This window comes from Francisella philomiragia (assembly GCF_018135955.1).
Classification (GTDB): Bacteria; Pseudomonadota; Gammaproteobacteria; order Francisellales; family Francisellaceae; genus Francisella; species Francisella philomiragia.
This window is the reverse complement of record NZ_CP063138.1, coordinates 637,888-656,961: the sequence shown is the minus strand read 5'-3', so window position 1 is coordinate 656,961 and position 19,074 is coordinate 637,888. Positions and strand designations below refer to the sequence as shown.

The window sequence follows — 19,074 nt, the reverse complement described above, 5'->3', positions numbered from 1 at the left end:
ACTACTTTAAGTATACCCCATGCAGCGCTGGAGGAATTAAGATTGGTAAATATGCTTTATATACTAAACTTAAATCAGTTGCATTTAAATAGACAATATAACTAAGTTTCTTGTCTGTATCGATAACATTTACAAATATAAGACCATCATCTTCAGTTTGAGCTTGTGGATTAGCTATAAATATAGGTTCTGAGACAAAATCATTTCCAAAGCAATATTCAACCATATCATTATTTGATAAGTCTATTTTTATTATGCTATTAAAAAATTCTGCTTGATCTGTACGCTTAGCTAGATAAACATAACGATAGTTTTTTACTAGATATTTCTCATTAATCCTTGGGAACTCAACATTAAGAGCTGTAATAATACTTTTCTCTATAGTGTTACGACCGATATCAACGACCATCCGTGTTAGCTGTGTTTTTAGCCTACAATCATTACTCTCAATATTTTTAAAATAGAACTTCTTATATGGTTCAAGATTATCGGTATACTCAATAAAGTCTAGATATATTTTGTTATTTTGTTCAAAAGCATTAACACTGTGAAGGAAGACCATACTTGAAATATCCAACATGCTCACTTTATGTGTTTTTTCGATTGATAAGCACTAATTTACATTTTGCATTTGGATCATGGGAGATCACTTCTGAAACAGGCTTAGTCAAAAAATCAAGTGGATTTGCTCTTAATGGGCCTAAATATAAAACAACATAGCTCTCTGTAAGAAATAGCGTATGGTTATATATAAATTGATTATCATAGAACTCATATATTTTTGTTCTTTGTGAAGAGTTTTTCGCAATTTTATAAATAGTATATTTACATTTTTTTGATATATCGACGACAAAGTTAAACTGCTCTTTTGTTATAGGATCGAATTGAGGATGCGCACAGCTAAACTGCCCTTTGATTTTATCACCAAATCTAAATTCGTTTAATGTTTGCAGATCATCTTTATCAAACTCAATCATAGTAGTTACTTCACTAGTTGCCAATAAACTATCTTTCACTTTTAGGATATTTACATTACAACTTGGTTTTTCTACCTTAACTCCTAATATAGTTTTGATTAATGATCTTATTCTGGCAAATTTATAAGGCACAATTGTACCAAACTCATCGAACTTTATACGTCCTTTAGTAGCAGCTAGATATTGCTCAGATCTTAAATATCTATTTGAAAAATAAATTTCCCTATCATTACATCTAAAGCTATACAACATAGCCAGTCCATCAAACCAGTGATTCAATTTAATATTCCCATATTCAAATTTAGCTGGCCCGACTCTCAAAACCTTTCCATCAAACCAATCAGGTAAGTTTGATATTTCAGGTTTTAATATATATCTAGTAAATTCTTCATCTACATTAACAAAAACTGATGATAATTTGTTCATATTTGACTACCAAATATAATGCTACTATTTACATTATACTTATTATTCTTAGCTAGTTTAACAAAACGATAAAGATACAATAATATAAATAATAGTTATTAATTCTAATATTTACTTTTTTTCTATATAAAAATTGCTTATTATTAAGAATCTTAACTAATTTATATAGAACTAAAGATGCAAAAATCTTCAAAAAAACCTTTGGTTTCTATAAAGAACCTTTCAAAACAGTTTGATGATGGTCATTTAGCTGTTGATTCTGTTAATCTTGATGTTTATCCAAAAGAGTTTTTTTCTTTGCTAGGTGGCTCAGGAAGTGGTAAAAGTACTCTTCTTAGAATGCTAGCAGGCTTTGAAAGACCTACTGATGGCAAAATAATTATTGATGGTGTAGATATGTCTAATACTCCACCATACAAAAGACCTGTTAATATGATGTTTCAATCATATGCTCTTTTTCCGCATATGAATGTTAAACAAAATATTATGTTCGGTTTAAAACAAGAGAAATCTCTAAAAAAAGAAGAAATAGAAAAAGCTACTGATGCTGCTCTAAAAATCATAAAAATGGATCATCTTGCTAAAAGAAAACCACATCAATTATCTGGTGGGCAGCGTCAGCGTGTAGCTCTAGCAAGATGCTTGGCAAAAAGACCTAAATTAATTCTCCTAGATGAACCATTATCAGCTCTAGATAAAAACTTGCGTGATCAGATGCAGTTTGAACTTGTAGATATTCAAGAACAGACAGGCAGTACATTTATAATGGTAACTCATGATCAAGAAGAGGCTATGACTATGTCTACTCGAATAGGTATCATGACTGACGGCTGGCTAGAGCAAGTAAGTACTCCTTCTGAAATTTATGAATTCCCTAAGAGTCGATTTGTAGCTAATTTTATTGGTAAAAGTACAATTTTTGAAGGTCGCGTAGAAGCAGTAAGTAGAACTCGAAGTATCATAACTTCAGAACAAGCTGGCACTAATTTTGTGTTAAGAAGAAACATAGAAGCTATTGAAGATCAAGAAATCTGGGTTGGGTTACGTCCTGAAAAGATTGTTATAAGTAAAGACAAACCAGAAGATTACAATCCTAACAAACCTGTAAATTGTATTAAAGGTATTGTTGAAGATATTGCTTATATGGGAGGTTTATCTACTTACCATGTTAGGACAGCTAATGGCAATATAATTAAGTCTACTGACTTTAATATTGAGAGAAATGCAGATCATCCATCTTGGGATGATGAAGTATATCTCACTTGGGAATCAGAAAATATCATGGTGTTATACTCATAATGCAAAACTTAGAAAAAAGCTTTAGACATACTTTAGTGTACTTAGTTCCTTTTGTATGGTTTATGGTATTTTTACTTATACCTTTCTTATTTGTTATAGGTATCAGTTTTACATTGCCAACAGATGGTACTCCACCAGTTACATCTTTGATGCAATTCAAAGACTCAACTGTAAACTTCACCCTATATCTGAGTAATTACATTGAATTAATTCATTACAATCTTATATTCATATCATTACTTAAATCTTTTAAAGTTGCCTTTATAACCACTGCTTTGTGTATCTTAATTGGTTACCCTATGGCTTTAGCTTTATCTAGAGCTAAAAAAAATACTCAAATCTTCTTCTTAGTCTTGATTATTATTCCATACTGGACTTCATTTTTACTTAGAACTTACGCTTGGGTAACATTACTAGGCAATCATACTCTTAACCAATTCTTAATGGATCTAGGTCTACCAAGTATGGCTTTGTTATATAATGATTTTTCAATGTATTTAGGTATGGTTTATTGTTATTTACCATTTTTGATATTGCCACTTTATAGCACATTGATAAAAATTGATCCTAGTATATATGATGCAGCTGAAGACCTAGGCTCTAAACCAATAAACTCATTCTTTAAAATAACTCTGCCATTATCTATGCCTGGCTTGATTGCCGGTAGCTTGTTAATATTTATTCCAGCTATTGGTGAAGTAGTAGTACCACAGATTATGGGTGGGATGAATTCATTAATGATAGGAAATGTTATTTGGGAAGAGTTCTTCACATCTAACAACTGGGGTATGTCTGCTGCAATATCTGTAGTACTAATAGTCGTTCTAGTATTGCCTATTCTGTGGATGCAACGTATACAAGCTAAGAGAACTTTTGTTTAGGGGGTATAAGCAATGAAAAAATTTTCATTTAGTAGCATAATGCTTGTATTTGGCTTGGTATTTTTATACATACCTCTAGTAATCCTAGTAGTTTTCTCATTTAGTGACTCTCAGATTATAAACTTATGGGGAGGCTTTACTTTTGACTGGTATCATGAAGTAATTAATGATGAAGATATTATAAATGCCACTTTTACTAGCCTAAAGATAGCAACAATAACATCAATTATTGCAACAATACTTGGAACTATAGTAGCCTACGCTATGACTAGATTTAAATTTTTTAGATCTAGAAGTTTTTTATATGGTCTTGTGGCAACTCCACTTGTTTTACCTGATATCATTCTTGGGGTGGCTTTATTATTAATGTTCTCAACATTACAGCATCTTATTGGTTGGCCTCATGAGAGAGGAACTACTACGGTAGTTATAGCACATGTAACAATGTGTACAGCTTATGTTGCAATAGTAATGCAATCACGTATAGCTAGTGTAGATATATCATTAGAGGAAGCTGCTCTAGATTTAGGTGCTGGTCCTATAGAGACTTTCTTTAAAATAACTTTACCTCAACTTATACCTGCATTGATTACATCAGCATTACTTACATTTACATTATCTATTGATGATTTAGTTGTCACAGAGTTTGTGGCTGGTAGTGATAACCCTACTCTGCCAATGTATATTTACTCAACTGTCAAAAATGGCCCTACTCCAGAAATAAATGCCCTAGCGACAATTATGATAGCAATTATCATAATAGGCGTATTACTTGGTATGTTTATTTCTGCTAAATTCCAAAAAAGACAAGGCTAAAGTAATTACTCAAAAATCATAAGTACAATTGAAAGTATAAGCAATAATCCTAGGATTAAGTTAAATACTCTTAAATGATTTTCATTATTTAAAATTCTTTTGACTGAGCTACCTCCAAATAACCAAAATCCTGTACATAGAAATGAAACTATCATATAAATAATTGTTATAATAAGTACTTGAAACATCAAGCTCATATCAGCACTAACAACCGTATAAGTAGATACAACTCCAATTGCCATAATCCAAGCTTTAGGATTTATCCACTGAAATAATGCTGCTTGAACAAAGCTTAGTGGCTTACTACTTTTTTCATCATCAAAATTAGATGATAGAATTATCTTAAAAGCCAGCCATAACATATAAATACCGCCTACAACTTTTATCACTGTATGTAGTGTTGGATGATTTATAAAGATTGACTCTAAGCCAATCCCTATGATTAAAACCATAAAAGGAAAGCCAAGACAAACTCCTAAATAATGAGATAATGTCTTTCTCACACCAAATCTTATCGATGATATCAACAACATCAAATTATTTGGTCCAGGTGTAATAGTAGATGATATACAAAATAAAAACAAAGGTATGTAGAAACTCATATAATTAACTTTAAGTTTTAAAGTAAAGATTATATCTAGAAAATAATTAATTATAATATCTTTTTTCAGCAAATACTCATTATGAAATGATGATATTTTCAAAAAGATAGATATAGATAAATAGATAGATTATTCGTCAATTGAAACGAACTTACGATTTAAAGCACCGCCAACATGGAACTTAACAGTACCATCTTTAAGAGCAAATAAAGTGTGATCTTTACCACAACCAACATTCACACCAGGATGAGTCTTAGTACCTCTTTGACGCAGAATAATTGTACCTGCTTTAACAAATTCACCACCATATCTTTTAACACCTAAATACTTAGGGTTTGAATCTCTTCCGTTTCTAGTACTACCACCAGCTTTCTTATGAGCCATTTGTATACTCCTTAAATATTCTTAATAAAATTATAAACTAATAGATGAAACTTTTACCGCTGTAAAATACTGACGGTGACCTTGTTGCTTCATGCTGTGCTTACGACGACGGAACTTCATGATCTTAACTTTTTTGTTACGACCTTGTTCTACAACTTCGCCTACAACTTTAGCACCTTCTACAATAGGAGCGCCTATTTTAACTTCGCCTTCTGCTGTTTGACCCATCAAAACTGTATCAAACTCAACTTTTTCGCCAATACCAAGATCGAATTTCTCAAGTTTAACAACTTCGCCTTCTTTAACCTTGTATTGCTTACCGCCATTTTTAATTATCGCGTACATTTATTACTCCATTTATTAGATTTTAAATCCTCAGAACTGCCTATAATCAATAGACTTCTGACTTTTTGTTATTATTCCATAGTACCTAGTTACAAAACTAGACACCATATTATAACAAAAAACCCAAAAATCACAAGCCTGATTCTATTACGACTATGTATTAAATGCTTCCTGCTTGAGGAAAATAGTTATAAATTTTTAATCTTATAAATGTACTTTTTATATCTCTCGAGTATAGCACCAACAATCAACTAGATGATCATTAACTAAGCCAGTTGCTTGCATATAAGCATAAATAATAGTTGGCCCAACAAAACTCATTCCTCTTTTTTTTAGGTCTTTTGATATTTTCTCACTGATAGTAGTTGATATCGGAACTTGACTACGAGATCTCCAGCTATTCTTAATCTGCTTAAAATTAACAAATTTCCATAGATAATCACTAAAGCTACCAAACTCTTTTTGAATTTGAAGAAATACTTGAGCATTTTTTCTAACAGAATAGATTTTCAATTTATTACGGATAATATTTGGATTGTCTCGAAGAGATTCAAGTTCAGATTCTGACATACTTGTAGCTTTAATAGGATCAAAATTATAAAAAGCATCACGATAACCTTGACGTTTTTTTAGAATAGTTTCCCAATTAAGACCTGCTTGAGCTCCTTCTAATATCAAAAGCTCAAAAAGCTCCCTATCATCATATTTAGGAATACCCCATTCATTATCATGATAGTCAGCATATATCTGTGAGTTTGAGCCAAAGCACCTTGTTTTGTTATCTACCATATTATAAGATTTACTAGTTTATTATTGGATTTATAGTATTAAAGACATAATAAAGATATTTATGACTCCAGTAAATACGTTAGTGTAGTTGGGTATATATTAAAATATAGTCTCTATATAAAATAGTAAAAAAGATCAAAGATACAAACTGTTGTAAGTTTCAAATAAAGGATAAAAATTATGGACATAAAATTCCCAACAATTGATACACTTCCTAAAAATGTTCAGGAAAAATTAAAGACTCTTCCCAATATCAATTTATATAAAAAGATGGCTACAGGTTATCCGCAAGGCTTTATACAAATGATTGATCTCATTGCTGTCATCTACTCTGATCAAAGAAAAATTCCTGACAGACTGAGAGAAATAGGGATACTAAGAATCGCTAGAAACACTAAATCAGAATATGAAAACTACCAGCATTATTATCTTTCAAAAGCTTCAGGTGTAACAGACGAGGACGTAGAAATCATAAAATCAAGCTTCACTGTTACAGATCTGTCTACTGAAGAAAACTTAATCTGTAAAGTAGCAGATGAACTTTGTTCCAATTTTAAAGTCTCAGATGAAACATTAAATCAACTTTATACTAATTTTGATTATCAAACATCAACAGAAATTATAGTCCTTCTTAGCTTATATATTTTTATTGCATGCTTTATTAGTGGTGCTCGTGTAGAAATAGAAGATAATTCGCCTTTAAAGACACACAGTACTCCTATTTAAAAGCTTTCTATACTTACTCCAAACTATCTAATTCTCATTAATTAATATAGCTCACACTTTGATTTAAATTACAATCTCATCGAGATTCTACAGATCGACTTCAAATAACAACCAAATCAAGGATTTAAAAATCTATATTCGCATCATTTTTTAATGAAATTAGAAAAAGTTAATCGACTACTTTACCATGACACTGTTTATATTTCTTACCCGAACCGCAAGGACATGGATCATTTCTTTTTATTTTTGGACCTTCTCTCTTAACTTGCTGAACTTTTGGTGCTTCTTCTTGCTCTTTATCATCTTCTGATTGGTTATTATCAATAACACTTTCATGCTCAGCTTTGATTTCACTCATAGACTCTTTCCATTCTTCTTGAGCTCTTTGAGTTTCTTCTTCTGTAGCAATTCTTATCTTAGCAAGTGAAGATATAACCTCATACTTAAAGTTATCTAGCATAGTTGAAAACAACTCGAAAGCTTCTTTCTTATACTCATTTTTTGGATCTTTTTGAGCATAACCACGTAAATTTATACTATTACGTAAATGATCGATTGAGCTTAAATGCTCACGCCAGTGACTATCTAATGACTGTAATAATGAGAACTTCTCAAATTGTCTAACTGCACCGACCTCTAAGTTTTTAGTTTTCTCAGCAAATTCAAACTCTATAGCCTCTCTTACAAACTTCTTAAGATCTTCTTCTCCTAGATTATCATCTTCTTCATAAAGCTTTTGTAAGTCAATCTCTATCATAAAATCAGACTTAAGTGCCTTTTCTAGACCCTCAAGATCCCATAGTTCATGCATAGAGCCAGCAGGCACATAATCATGAAATAACTGTTCCGCCACGTCTATACGAATATCAGCAAGAATTTCACTAACATCATCAGAATCTAAAAATGCTTGTCTTTGCTCATAAATAACTTTACGTTGAGTATTCACAACATTATCATACTCTAGTAAGTTTTTACGGATATCAAAATGATAACTTTCAACTTTACCTTGAGCTTTTGATATAACTTTTGACATAAAACCAAAAGCTAATGATTCACCACCTTTTAGACCTTTCTTAACTCTTTCAGCCATACTTTGAGAAGCAAAAATCCTCAAAAGATTATCATCCATTGATAGATAGAATTTACTCTCACCTGGATCACCTTGTCGAGCAGCACGACCTCTTAACTGATTATCAATCCTACGTGAATCATGTCTTTCTGAACCAATAATACATAATCCACCAGCATTTTTAACAACCTCGTTACGCTTAACCCATTCTGCCTTAATTTGGGCAACCTCTTCTGCTGTAGGATCCTCAAGCTGTGCAATCTCAACTTCCAAATTACCACCTAAAATGATATCAGTACCACGACCTGCCATATTTGTTGCGATCGTTACATTACCTGGATAACCTGCCATGGCAATAATACTAGCCTCTTTCTCATGCTGCTTAGCATTTAATACATTGTGTCTAATTTTCTTTTTCTTCAACAAAGTTGATAAAACTTCAGATGCTTCAATAGAGGCAGTACCAACTAATACTGGCTGACCTTTAGATATTCTTTGTTTGATATCTTCAACTATAGCATCAAACTTCTCTCTTACACTACCATAGATTTCATCATGATGGTCTTTTCTAATTAATGGTTTATTAGTAGGAATAATTATTACTTCTAATCCATAAATAGAGTGAAGCTCAAAAGCTTCTGTATCTGCCGTTCCAGTCATTCCTGCGATTTTGTTATATAACTTGAAGAAATTCTGGAATGTGATAGATGCCATTGTCTGATTTTCAGCATTGATTTTGACGCCTTCTTTAGCTTCTATCGCTTGATGCAAACCATCTGACCATCTACGTCCTGGCATAGCTCTACCAGTACTTTCATCGATAATAACAATTTCCTGATCACGCACAATATAATCAATATTAAGCTGATACAATGAATGAGCTCTCAAACATGCATTTAAATAGTGCATTTTTGTAATATTATGCGGACTATACAAATTATCATCTTCTTCAAGGATGCCTTCTTTTTTAAGCATACTTTCAATTTTTGCATAACCTTTCTCAGTTAAATATGCATTTTTAGACTTCTCATCAACATAAAAATCTTTTTGCTCTTGATCCTCGTCTAACTCTTCTTTTTCTTGCTTTTCTAAAAATGGAACTAATCTATTGAAAAGATTATACATCTCAGAACTATCATCAGATGCCCCAGATATAATAAGAGGAGTCCTAGCTTCATCAATTAAGATTGAATCAACCTCATCTATAATTACATAGTTACGACTTCTTTGAACTTGCTGTTCTTTATCATAAGCCATATTATCTCTAAGATAGTCAAAACCAAACTCATTATTTGTTCCATATGTAATATCACAAGCATAAGATTCTCTTCGTTGCTCAGGATTTAGGTCAGCCACTATCACACCTACTGATAATCCTAGGAATTCATAAATATCACTCATTAATTCCGCATCACGCTTTGCAAGGTAATCATTAACTGTAATCACATGCACCCCATTACCAGTCAAAGCGTTTAGATATGCTGGTAACGTCGCAACTAAAGTTTTACCTTCACCTGTTCTCATCTCAGCTACTTTGCCTTGGTGAAGTACTATACCACCAATAAGTTGCACATCGTAATGGCGCATATTTTTGGTACGCTTACCAGCTTCTCTAACTGTAGCAAACGCCTCTGGAAGAAGATTATCTAATGCTTCACCTTTTGCTACTCTATCTTTATATTCTTGAGTTTTTGCTTTTAACTCTTGATCGCTAAGTTTCTCAAACTCAGTCTCTAAAGAGTTAATTTTTTGGACCGTTTTAGAAACTTTTTTGATGAATCTATCGTTGCGACTACCTATAATTTTTTGTACTAAATTTAACATTGTTAACTAACCAAATACTTAATAGTTTTAAATAAAAATAATAACCTAAATGTACATTATATAGAGTTTATAAGAAATTTAAATTAAGATAGATACATTAATTGTACGAATTTAGACCATATACCTGTCATAATGAGATATTTTAAGCTAAAGCTGCCAATGTTAATAACATTAAGTCTATTAACATCTTGTTGCTCCACAAATACTCAAAAGAAATATGATATTAGAACAAATGCTGATATTCAAAAGGCGCAAAAAACTAGCAATAAACCATCTAAAATAGAAGATACAAATATAGAATATATTCCACAATGGTTTATAGCAAATCAATTAAACACAGATGAAGTTTTATATGGCTTTGGTTCAGGTAAAACCTCACAACAGGCGACTCAAAATGCTCTAGCTGATATGATTCAAAGACTTCAGGTGACTGTGTCAACAACAACAAGTTTCACTAATATTTCTAACAATAATAAGGTATCTCAGAAACTTATCCAAGAGGTCACTACTTCTTCTGCAGATGTTACAATTCCAAATTATCAAGTAATAAATCAATCACTAACCGATAATATATTCTATATAGAAATTCAAATAAATAAATCACAAACCATAAATGACTTAAAAGATTTAATTAGTAGTAATATCAAACAAGCAAGTCAACTACTCTCCACTACATATAACAAAAGCTCTATTTATAGATTTAATATTACCCAACAAGTAGATAAAAATATCAAAATAATAAAATCTAGCCTAAGAGTACTAGTAGTGTTATCTCCTAGTATTGATATTAATGACTACATGGAAGCCCTAAATCATATAGATAATGAACTTTTAAATGTTAAGCGAACTATACAAATATATATTGATAAACAAAATAGTGGCTTTTTTTATAGCTCTTTAGAAAAATATCTACAAGTAAATAACTACATAACCACAGATAATAAAAACTCTGCAAATATCAGTATATCTCTAAAATTAAAAGACTATGATAACCGATTGATTAACAATAGTTACTGTATCAATACAACTATTGAGCTACAAATAACTGATAATTTATCTAGCCAATTAGCTCCTAAGCAATATGTAGTAAAGTCTTGTTCAAGTAAAGGAAGAGAATCCGCTATAGACAATGCTATTGAAATATTCTATTCTCAACTAAGTAATGCTACCAAAATATACTAGATTATTATGAGCATAAAAATTATTCCAGAAAAAGTTGCTAATATAGATTCACACCGAACTAGAAAAAAAATTACTGAATCAACTTACGCTAGCAAAGATTTAATAGCAAAAGCTGTTAATCTAAGTACTACTATAGAAGTAGCAAATAAACAATTACATAAACTAAACCTACCATACCTAAAAGATACTCAGCTAGTCTTCTACTCTCCAACTAAGATAATAGTACAAAGTGACAAAGAAATACTAAAATCAAAAATAAAAGAACTACATAACCAGTTTATTACAAAATTAAACCAAACAACTCTATTTTCAAGGGTTGAGAAAATAGAGCTTGTTGTAGACTATTCAAACCATCAAACAAAAAAAGCTGATATAAATCCACCAAATAAAGTAGCTAAGAAAGCATTAGAAAAAATAAAACTAGAAATTAATAAATTAAAAGAATAAATATACTATTTCTCAGTAATAGTACCTAAAGCAACTTCCATCATGTTAGTGAAAGATTGCTCTCTTTGTTGAGCAGTAGTTGATTCACCTGTTATGAAGCTATCAGATATAGTTACAACTGCAGATGCATTTTTACCCAACTCATTTGCTGTTGCAAATAAAGCAGCAGTTTCCATCTCAACTAAATCACAGCCATACTTTTTGATAATTTTTTTATAATCATCAGAATTTTTTCTATAAAAAACGTCTGTACAATGTGCTTTTGCTTTTTTAAGTTCTATATTTTGTCTTTTTGCAGACTCTTCAAGATCCTTATTAAGCTCTTCTGAAGACTTAACATCACGTGCCTTATCACCAGTTACAATTTCAACAAAATCAGATTCACAGTAACTTTCTTCAACAAGTACTACATCATAGACTTTGAACTCTTCTTTATATGAACCTGCTGAGCCTACTCTAATGATATTATCAACATCATAATACTTAAAAAGCTCATAAGCATAAATGCCCATGCTCGCCATACCCATACCAGAACCCATAACACTTACTTTTTTGCCTTTGTAAGTACCTGTGTAACCAAACATATTTCTTACAGCATTAACTCTTGTAACATTTTCTAAATAGTTATCTGCAATATATTTAGCTCTTAAAGGATCGCCTGGCATAATTACAGTTTTTGCAAATTCTTCTTTTCTTAATGTTTCTATATGAGGAGTAGGTAATGACATATCTGTTCCCTTTATCTTAATTTCGCTGAAGATATATTAGCATAAATTCCACAAAAATCTTAATTTTATAGCTTTTAATATCATTAACTTTAATTAAAGTATTAACTTTAAAATTATTATTCATATATGTTGGATTTTGTTATGAATATTTCTAGAATTAAAATATGTTTGTTTTGATTAATAAAAGATTTAAGTCTGTATATTTAAAGATCATTTCTGGGATTAGATTCATCAGATGAATCAGGAATATCCTCATCGGGTAAAGCAGGAGCGATAACCATATCATCATCAGTACTAGGCTTATAGCTATCTCCATACTCACCTGGTTCACGCACATCGCGTCGTGCCATCAAATCATCTACCTGTAATGCATCTATAGTCTCATATTTCATAAGAGCATCGGCCATAGCATGAAGTATATCGACATTATCTTCCAATAACTTCTTAGCCTTGTTATAGCTCTTATCAATCAATTTACGTACTTCTGTATCTACCTCACGGATAGTAGAATCTGACATCTTGACAGATTTACCACCACTTCCACCAAATGGACCCTCATCTTCAACATCATATAAGACTGTTCCCATAGCATCTGACAAGCCCCAACGAGCTACATAATTACGAGCGATATCTGTAGCAACTTGAATATCATTAGATGCTCCTGTAGTAACATGATCATATCCAAATATAAGCTCTTCTGCGATTCTGCCACCAAATATACTGCATAGACGTCCATGTAGAATAAGCCTGCTTTGGCTAACAGTGTCACCCTCTGGCATATACATAGTCACACCAAGAGCTCTACCTCTAGGTATGATACTTACCTTATAAACTGGATCATGTTCAGGCATCAGTTTACCGATAATAGCATGACCAGCTTCATGATATGCAGTAAGCTTTTTCTCTTTTTCAGTCATAGCCATACTTCTTCTTTCTGAGCCCATCAAGATTTTATCTTTAGCTTTTTCAAAATCTGCCATGCTAATCTTATTTTTAGACTCTCTTGCAGCAAATAGTGCTGCTTCGTTTACAAGGTTAGCAAGTTCAGCACCAGAAAATCCTGGAGTACCACGCGCTATCCAATCAGCCCTAACATCATCGCCTAAAGCTACTTTTTTCATATGAACTTTAAGTATAGCTTCACGGCCTTTAACAGTTGGCAAACCTACATTTACTTGTCTATCAAACCTACCAGGTCTTAATAATGCCTTATCTAAAACATCTGGTCTGTTAGTAGCAGCAATTACTATAACGCCTTCATTATCAGCAAAACCATCCATTTCAACAAGCATTTGGTTTAGAGTCTGTTCACGCTCATCATTACCGCCACCCATACCTGAGCCACGATGACGTCCTACAGCATCTATCTCATCAATAAATACCAGACAAGGTGCTTTTTTCTTAGCTTGATCAAACATATCGCGCACACGAGATGCACCGACACCAACAAACATCTCTACAAAGTCAGAACCTGAAATTGAAAAAAATGGTACTTTAGCTTCACCAGCTATAGCTCTTGCTAGAAGTGTCTTACCCGTTCCTGGAGGTCCTACCATTAAGACACCTTTTGGAATTTTACCACCAATTTTTTCATATTTTTTTGGCTCACGTAAGAAATCAACGATCTCAGCCACTTCTTCTTTAGCCTCATCAACACCAGCCACATCTTCCAAAGTTACTTTGATTTCATCTTCGCCTAAAAGTTTAGCTTTACTCTTACCTACAGAGAAAGGACCTCCTTTGCTACCACCACCAGCTTTCATCATCATATAGATAAAGAAACCAAAGATTAGTAGCATAGGCAACCAATTCAGCAAGAATGCTAAAAATATATTTGGCTTCTCAGGTGCTTTTGCTTTAATAACAGCTTTGCTATCCTCTAACTTATTGACTAAACTACCATCAAGTAGCGGAGCATAAGTCACAAAGCTTTCACCATCTTCTGTCTTACCAGTGATAGTTCTACCATCAACGTCTACTACGCTAATCTTGTTATCTTTTAGCTTAGTTACAAATGAGGAGTAGTTAATACTTTTAGATGAGCTATTCGTATCATTGATACCATTGAAAAGCAGTAGCATCCCACCAATGATTAAAATCCAAAAAATAATATTTTTAAGCATATTATTTTTATTATCATTATTTTGTGCCATATATTTATTTTACCTTTTTCTTCCTTATGAAGTTTTAATACTAAAATCCAACTAATACTATAGTAAAAAATTCGATTATTAGCTAGTCGTTTTGCCAAATAATTGTATAAATATCAATATGATATTGAGCAATATAAATATATACTAATCTATTGATGATACTTAATTGTTGTCAAAACGAACGTAATTCTTAAATTTATAATGGATAAAAATAAAATAATAGCCTATACAATTGGTATAGTTTTTCTCATAGAGTTAATTGATGGTTCTGCACTTAATACTGCCCTACCTCAAATAGCAAATGATTTTCAAGTAAATGCGTTAGCTCTTAAGGTAGCTGTAACTGTTTATCTGTTAGCTCTGGGGCTATTTATCCCTGCATCTGGTTGGATCTCAGATAAAATAGGTTGCAAAAAACTTCTAATCATCTCTTTAATAGGGTTTATTATTTCTTCTGTAGCTTGTGGACTATCAACAAATATTATTAGCTTAGTAATATTTAGAGCCTTTCAAGGAGCCTTTGGAGCATTTACTGCTCCAGTTGCTCGTTTGGCTATGGTTAGAATATTCAAAAATGATCGACTGACAGCGATGTCAATAGTTGCAGTTATTGCTACATTAGGACCCGTTATTGGACCTTTAGTTGGAGGTGCGATGACAACTTATATTGGCTGGAGAATGATATTCTTTATTAACTTTCCTATTGTGCTAATTTGTATAATACTAATAAGCATCTACTTACCTAATATTTCGGTAGCAAAAATTAGAAAGTTTGATTTTAAAGGTTTTCTAATTCTTGGAATATCAATAGCTTTATTAATGTTCTTTATTGATCTTATGATTGATGCAAGCATACTTCCAAATATTAAATGGTTAATACTTTTATCATCTATAATTTTATTTGTAGTATATCTTCGACATGCAATACGATTAGGTGATAATGCCGTTATTAATCTAAACATTTTCAAAAACAACTGCTTTAAATATCTTACTATTATAAGCTCTACGACTCGCTTACTGATAATGGGGATGTCTTTCCTTCTGCCATTATATTTACAGACAAAGCAACACTTTTCTGCTTTTGAATCAGGCCTAGCATTAATGTTTTTTATAATGCCAGCATGGTATGTTAAAAAGATAGTAAAAAAAGTACTAATCAGCTTACATTTTTATAAGTTTTTTGTGATAACTCTTACAATAATGGCTTTTACATATTTGAGCCTAGGAATAGTCTTTATTGACTTTAACTTTTTTGCATTCTCAGTTTTACTTATAATAATCGGTATTTGTTTTGGGATGTTTACTATAGTTTGTAATGCAGGAATTTATAACTCCATTGAAAATGATGAACACATGAGTCCTGCGACAATTGTTAACAGTTCAATAATTCAACTAACAAATGCATTTGCCATATCATGGGCGAGTGTGGTTTTAGCAATGCTTTCTGGGGTTAAAGATATAAGCTTTGATTCTATTATATCTTCTTCTGCTTTTGCATGGGTTCAGGTTATATACTTTTTAGGCTTATTAGCTATCTTAGCTTATGTGATACTTTGCAAACCTAATAACTTAAATAAAGTTTCAACATCTTAATCAAAGTAAATTACTTAAGTACTTCCCCGTATAAGATTTTTTACATTTAGTAATATCCTCAGGCGTTCCTTCAAAAATTATCTGCCCACCTTTACTTCCGCCCTCTGGACCTAAATCTACTATCCAATCAGCCATTTTAATAACATCAAGATTATGCTCAATAATTACTACTGTATTACCTCTATCACGTAAATCCATAATTACTTTTAGCAGTTGATGAATATCATAGAAATGTAGCCCAGTTGTTGGTTCGTCTAAAATGTATAAAGTCTTACCCGTTGAGCGTTTTGAGAGCTCTTTAGCTAGCTTAACTCTTTGAGCTTCTCCACCAGATAAAGTAGTCGCACTTTGGCCTAACTTAATATAGGATAATCCCACGTTCATCAAAGCTTCTAATTTAGTTTTGATACTCGGAACAGCTTCATAAAACTCTAGAGCCTCCTCCACAGTCATTTCTAATACTTCGTATATATTTTTTCCTTTGTACTGTACGGCAAGAGTTTCACGATTATAACGCTTTCCTTCACAAACATCACAAGCAACATAAACATCTGCCAAGAAATGCATTTCAACTTTTATAACGCCATCACCTTGACAAGCTTCACATCTACCGCCACGCACATTAAAACTAAATCTTCCAGCAGTATAACCCCTTGATCTTGATTCTGCAGTAGCTGTAAATAACTCTCTTATAGGAGTAAAAACGCCTGTATATGTAGCTGGATTAGAACGAGGAGTACGTCCTATTGGCGACTGATCAATATCAATAACCTTATCTAAGTGGTTAAATCCTTTGTGAGATTTATATTCCATAGGTACAAGCGTACTTCTGTTTAGTAATCTAGATGCCAAAGGGTATAGTGTCCTATTTATCAAAGTTGATTTACCAGAACCTGATACCCCTGTTACACAAGTCAAAGCTCCAACTGGAATTTTTAAATTATCGCCTTGCAAATTATTTCCAGTAGCACCATTTATTTCAATATGACGATTTTTACTAGCTTTTAGCCTAGTCTTTGGAACTTCTATCTTCTTACGACCACTTAAGTAATCAGCAGTCAAAGATTTTTTATTTTTGATAATTGCCTGATAATCCCCAGATGCTACTACTTCGCCACCATGAACACCCGCCATTGGTCCCATATCAATAATATAATCTGCTTGTTTAATTGCATCTTCATCATGTTCAACGACGATAACTGTATTACCTAGATCCTTAAGATTATGCAACGCATCTAAAAGACGTTGATTATCTCTTTGATGAAGTCCGATAGATGGCTCATCTAATATATACATAACTCCCACTAGACCAGCACCAATTTGACTAGCTAGCCTAATGCGCTGTGCTTCACCACCTGAAAGAGTATCAGCTTGTCTTGAAAGGCTTAAATACTCCAAACCAACATTTGCTAAAAATTCGACTCTTAATCTAATCTCTTTAAGTAAATTCTCTGCAATAACTTTTTGCTGTCCGACAAATTCTAATTTATCAAGCCACTTTAATAAATCATCTATAGACAAAGCACATACATCTGCTATATTTTTATCTTCTATAAATATATTTCTAGCATATTCATTAATTCTAGCACCATTACAAGACTTACATTTGAGATTACTCATAAGCTCATATAGGTCTTTTTTGACCATATCAGAATCAGACTCATAGTATCTACGCTCAAAGTGAGGTATAACTCCCTCAAATGGCTTGACCCTAGTTTGCCTACCACCCCTAATTGAATCAACAGTCATCTTAATAGCCTCATCACCTGAGCCATATAAGATTACTTCTTGAATCTTTTTAGATAATTTTTCAAAAGGTTCATCTAATGAGAACTTATAATGCTCAGCTAAAGATTCCAATTGTGAGTAATAATACTGATTTGTCTTATTCCACTTAACAATTGCTCCATGTTTAAGTGAAATTGTTGGATCTATTATTACTTTTTTCTCATCAAAAAATTCTTTGACTCCTAGACCATCGCAACTACTACAAGCTCCTAACGGACTATTGAATGAAAAAATTCTTGGTGATAACTCTTTGAGAGCATAATCACACAACGGACAGGCATGCTTAGATGAGAATAAAATATCATCAGCAGTTTCGTTAGTCATATCTACTAATTTGACGATACCATTACCAAGATCTAAAGCAGTTTCTATAGACTCTGCAATTCGTTGCTCATTATCTTTTTTAGGCTTAAACCTATCAACCACAACTTCTATGTTATGTTTCTTGTAGCGATCTAACTCTGGATAATCTTCATCTAAATTAAAAAACTCTCCATTTATACGTACACGAATATACCCCTGCGCTAATATCTTATCTAACAGAGTATGATGAGTACCTTTCTTTTGAGAAATAATTGGAGCTAATATCATTAAGCGTGTATTTTCATCAAACTCTAGGATTTTATCAACCATCTGACTGATTGTCTGTGCTTTAAGTTCTATTTGATGAACTGGACATTTAGCCGTTCCTGCCCTAGCAAAAAATACCCTCAAATAATCATATATCTCAGTAACAGTACCGACGGTAGATCTCGGATTATGAGATGTTGTTTTTTGATCAATTGAAATAGCAGGAGATAGACCTTCTATATGCTCAACATCTGGCTTATCCATCATCGATAAAAACTGTCTAGCATAGGAAGATAGCGACTCAACATAACGTCTTTGTCCTTCTGCATACAAAGTATCAAATGCTAGTGAAGATTTACCAGAACCGCTTAATCCTGTAATAACAGTAAGCTTATCTCTAGGTATTTCAACATCGATATTTTTTAGATTATGGGTTTTTGCACCCTTGATGATAATTTTTTTCATAAAGAATTTT

17 protein-coding genes are annotated in these 19,074 nt (G+C 32.3%); 7 read left to right on the top strand and 10 right to left on the bottom strand.

The features are described from left to right. Position 1: 1 nt before the first annotated feature. Positions 2-580, bottom strand: a complete 579-nt coding sequence (locus tag IMS64_RS09885) for a carotenoid oxygenase family protein (RefSeq protein WP_284040907.1) — start codon at positions 578-580, stop codon at positions 2-4. Between the two features lie 7 nt (positions 581-587). Continuing rightward, positions 588-1,403, bottom strand: a complete 816-nt coding sequence (locus tag IMS64_RS09880; RefSeq protein WP_284040906.1) for a carotenoid oxygenase family protein — start codon at positions 1,401-1,403, stop codon at positions 588-590. A gap of 177 nt (positions 1,404-1,580) precedes the next feature. Here IMS64_RS09880 and IMS64_RS03155 point away from each other — a divergent pair, with 177 nt between their 5' ends. The 3 genes from IMS64_RS03155 to IMS64_RS03145 are packed head-to-tail and all read left to right on the top strand — an operon-like array spanning position 1,581 to position 4,399. After that, positions 1,581-2,702, top strand: a complete 1,122-nt coding sequence (locus IMS64_RS03155; RefSeq protein WP_003015139.1) for an ABC transporter ATP-binding protein — start codon at positions 1,581-1,583, stop codon at positions 2,700-2,702. Beyond that, entirely contained in the window at positions 2,702-3,583 is an 882-nt protein-coding gene (locus IMS64_RS03150; RefSeq protein ID WP_035722638.1) for an ABC transporter permease, read from the top strand. The genes IMS64_RS03155 and IMS64_RS03150 overlap by 1 nt, the downstream gene beginning before the upstream one ends. Before the next feature lie 12 nt (positions 3,584-3,595). Beyond that, positions 3,596-4,399: an ABC transporter permease gene (locus IMS64_RS03145; RefSeq protein ID WP_012279685.1), complete on the top strand. Its 804-nt coding sequence runs from the start codon at positions 3,596-3,598 to the stop codon at positions 4,397-4,399. Positions 4,400-4,404: 5 nt separating this feature from the next. On the opposite strand, the gene IMS64_RS03140 is transcribed toward IMS64_RS03145, so the two are convergent. The 4 genes from IMS64_RS03140 to IMS64_RS03125 all read right to left on the bottom strand — a co-directional run bounded on the left by IMS64_RS03140 (position 4,405) and on the right by IMS64_RS03125 (position 6,519). After that, positions 4,405-5,001: a LysE family translocator gene (locus IMS64_RS03140; protein WP_012279686.1), complete on the bottom strand. Its 597-nt coding sequence runs from the start codon at positions 4,999-5,001 to the stop codon at positions 4,405-4,407. A gap of 129 nt (positions 5,002-5,130) precedes the next feature. Next, positions 5,131-5,385: a 50S ribosomal protein L27 gene (gene rpmA, locus IMS64_RS03135; RefSeq protein WP_004288034.1), complete on the bottom strand. Its 255-nt coding sequence runs from the start codon at positions 5,383-5,385 to the stop codon at positions 5,131-5,133. 30 nt (positions 5,386-5,415) lie between these two features. Next, a complete protein-coding gene (gene rplU, locus IMS64_RS03130) occupies positions 5,416-5,730 on the bottom strand; it encodes a 50S ribosomal protein L21 (protein WP_004288036.1) in 315 nt (104 codons plus the stop codon). Positions 5,731-5,949: 219 nt separating this feature from the next. Further along, a complete protein-coding gene (locus IMS64_RS03125; RefSeq protein WP_211490878.1) occupies positions 5,950-6,519 on the bottom strand; it encodes a DNA-3-methyladenine glycosylase I in 570 nt (189 codons plus the stop codon). A 180-nt stretch (positions 6,520-6,699) separates the two neighbouring features. Between IMS64_RS03125 and IMS64_RS03120 the strand changes: the two genes are divergently transcribed. After that, a complete protein-coding gene (locus tag IMS64_RS03120) occupies positions 6,700-7,245 on the top strand; it encodes a carboxymuconolactone decarboxylase family protein (protein WP_211490877.1) in 546 nt (181 codons plus the stop codon). 169 nt (positions 7,246-7,414) lie between these two features. On the opposite strand, the gene secA is transcribed toward IMS64_RS03120, so the two are convergent. Next, on the bottom strand, positions 7,415-10,138 hold the full coding sequence (secA, locus tag IMS64_RS03115) for a preprotein translocase subunit SecA (RefSeq protein WP_211490876.1): 2,724 nt from the start codon (positions 10,136-10,138) through the stop codon (positions 7,415-7,417). A 132-nt stretch (positions 10,139-10,270) separates the two neighbouring features. Here secA and IMS64_RS03110 point away from each other — a divergent pair, with 132 nt between their 5' ends. Continuing rightward, positions 10,271-11,320 carry an LPP20 family lipoprotein gene (locus tag IMS64_RS03110; protein ID WP_211490875.1) on the top strand — a complete coding sequence of 350 codons (1,050 nt, stop codon included), beginning with the start codon at positions 10,271-10,273 and terminating at the stop codon, positions 11,318-11,320. A gap of 6 nt (positions 11,321-11,326) precedes the next feature. After that, positions 11,327-11,767 carry a hypothetical protein gene (locus IMS64_RS03105; protein ID WP_200156744.1) on the top strand — a complete coding sequence of 147 codons (441 nt, stop codon included), beginning with the start codon at positions 11,327-11,329 and terminating at the stop codon, positions 11,765-11,767. 5 nt (positions 11,768-11,772) lie between these two features. Here IMS64_RS03105 and deoD read toward each other — a convergent pair whose 3' ends face one another. Next, complete coding sequence (gene deoD / locus IMS64_RS03100) at positions 11,773-12,495, bottom strand: purine-nucleoside phosphorylase (RefSeq protein WP_004288043.1); 723 nt, start codon at positions 12,493-12,495, stop codon at positions 11,773-11,775. A 203-nt stretch (positions 12,496-12,698) separates the two neighbouring features. Continuing rightward, positions 12,699-14,648: an ATP-dependent zinc metalloprotease FtsH gene (gene ftsH / locus IMS64_RS03095; protein WP_211490874.1), complete on the bottom strand. Its 1,950-nt coding sequence runs from the start codon at positions 14,646-14,648 to the stop codon at positions 12,699-12,701. Between the two features lie 201 nt (positions 14,649-14,849). On the opposite strand from ftsH, the gene IMS64_RS03090 reads away from it, so the two are divergent. Further along, positions 14,850-16,241, top strand: coding sequence for an MFS transporter (locus tag IMS64_RS03090; RefSeq protein WP_004288045.1), 1,392 nt, complete (start codon positions 14,850-14,852; stop codon positions 16,239-16,241). Here the strand turns inward: IMS64_RS03090 and uvrA are convergent, their stop codons facing one another. Continuing rightward, positions 16,242-19,064, bottom strand: coding sequence for an excinuclease ABC subunit UvrA (uvrA, locus tag IMS64_RS03085; protein WP_211490873.1), 2,823 nt, complete (start codon positions 19,062-19,064; stop codon positions 16,242-16,244). Between the last annotated feature and the right edge of the window lie 10 nt (positions 19,065-19,074).

What these genes read in the sequence shown, in the direction of transcription:
- rpmA (WP_004288034.1), bottom strand. Translation starts at nt 5,385, where the DNA reads ATGGCTCATAAGAAAGCTGGTGGTAGTACTAGAAACGGAAGAGATTCA.
- IMS64_RS03105 (WP_200156744.1), top strand. Translation starts at nt 11,327, where the DNA reads ATGAGCATAAAAATTATTCCAGAAAAAGTTGCTAATATAGATTCACAC.
- secA (WP_211490876.1), bottom strand. Translation starts at nt 10,138, where the DNA reads ATGTTAAATTTAGTACAAAAAATTATAGGTAGTCGCAACGATAGATTC.
- IMS64_RS03150 (WP_035722638.1), top strand. Translation starts at nt 2,702, where the DNA reads ATGCAAAACTTAGAAAAAAGCTTTAGACATACTTTAGTGTACTTAGTT.
- IMS64_RS03125 (WP_211490878.1), bottom strand. Translation starts at nt 6,519, where the DNA reads ATGGTAGATAACAAAACAAGGTGCTTTGGCTCAAACTCACAGATATAT.
- IMS64_RS09885 (WP_284040907.1), bottom strand. Translation starts at nt 580, where the DNA reads ATGTTGGATATTTCAAGTATGGTCTTCCTTCACAGTGTTAATGCTTTT.
- IMS64_RS03090 (WP_004288045.1), top strand. Translation starts at nt 14,850, where the DNA reads ATGGATAAAAATAAAATAATAGCCTATACAATTGGTATAGTTTTTCTC.
- uvrA (WP_211490873.1), bottom strand. Translation starts at nt 19,064, where the DNA reads ATGAAAAAAATTATCATCAAGGGTGCAAAAACCCATAATCTAAAAAAT.
- deoD (WP_004288043.1), bottom strand. Translation starts at nt 12,495, where the DNA reads ATGTCATTACCTACTCCTCATATAGAAACATTAAGAAAAGAAGAATTT.
- rplU (WP_004288036.1), bottom strand. Translation starts at nt 5,730, where the DNA reads ATGTACGCGATAATTAAAAATGGCGGTAAGCAATACAAGGTTAAAGAA.
- IMS64_RS03120 (WP_211490877.1), top strand. Translation starts at nt 6,700, where the DNA reads ATGGACATAAAATTCCCAACAATTGATACACTTCCTAAAAATGTTCAG.
- IMS64_RS03110 (WP_211490875.1), top strand. Translation starts at nt 10,271, where the DNA reads ATGAGATATTTTAAGCTAAAGCTGCCAATGTTAATAACATTAAGTCTA.
- IMS64_RS03140 (WP_012279686.1), bottom strand. Translation starts at nt 5,001, where the DNA reads ATGAGTTTCTACATACCTTTGTTTTTATTTTGTATATCATCTACTATT.
- IMS64_RS03155 (WP_003015139.1), top strand. Translation starts at nt 1,581, where the DNA reads ATGCAAAAATCTTCAAAAAAACCTTTGGTTTCTATAAAGAACCTTTCA.
- IMS64_RS09880 (WP_284040906.1), bottom strand. Translation starts at nt 1,403, where the DNA reads ATGAACAAATTATCATCAGTTTTTGTTAATGTAGATGAAGAATTTACT.
- IMS64_RS03145 (WP_012279685.1), top strand. Translation starts at nt 3,596, where the DNA reads ATGAAAAAATTTTCATTTAGTAGCATAATGCTTGTATTTGGCTTGGTA.
- ftsH (WP_211490874.1), bottom strand. Translation starts at nt 14,648, where the DNA reads ATGGCACAAAATAATGATAATAAAAATAATATGCTTAAAAATATTATT.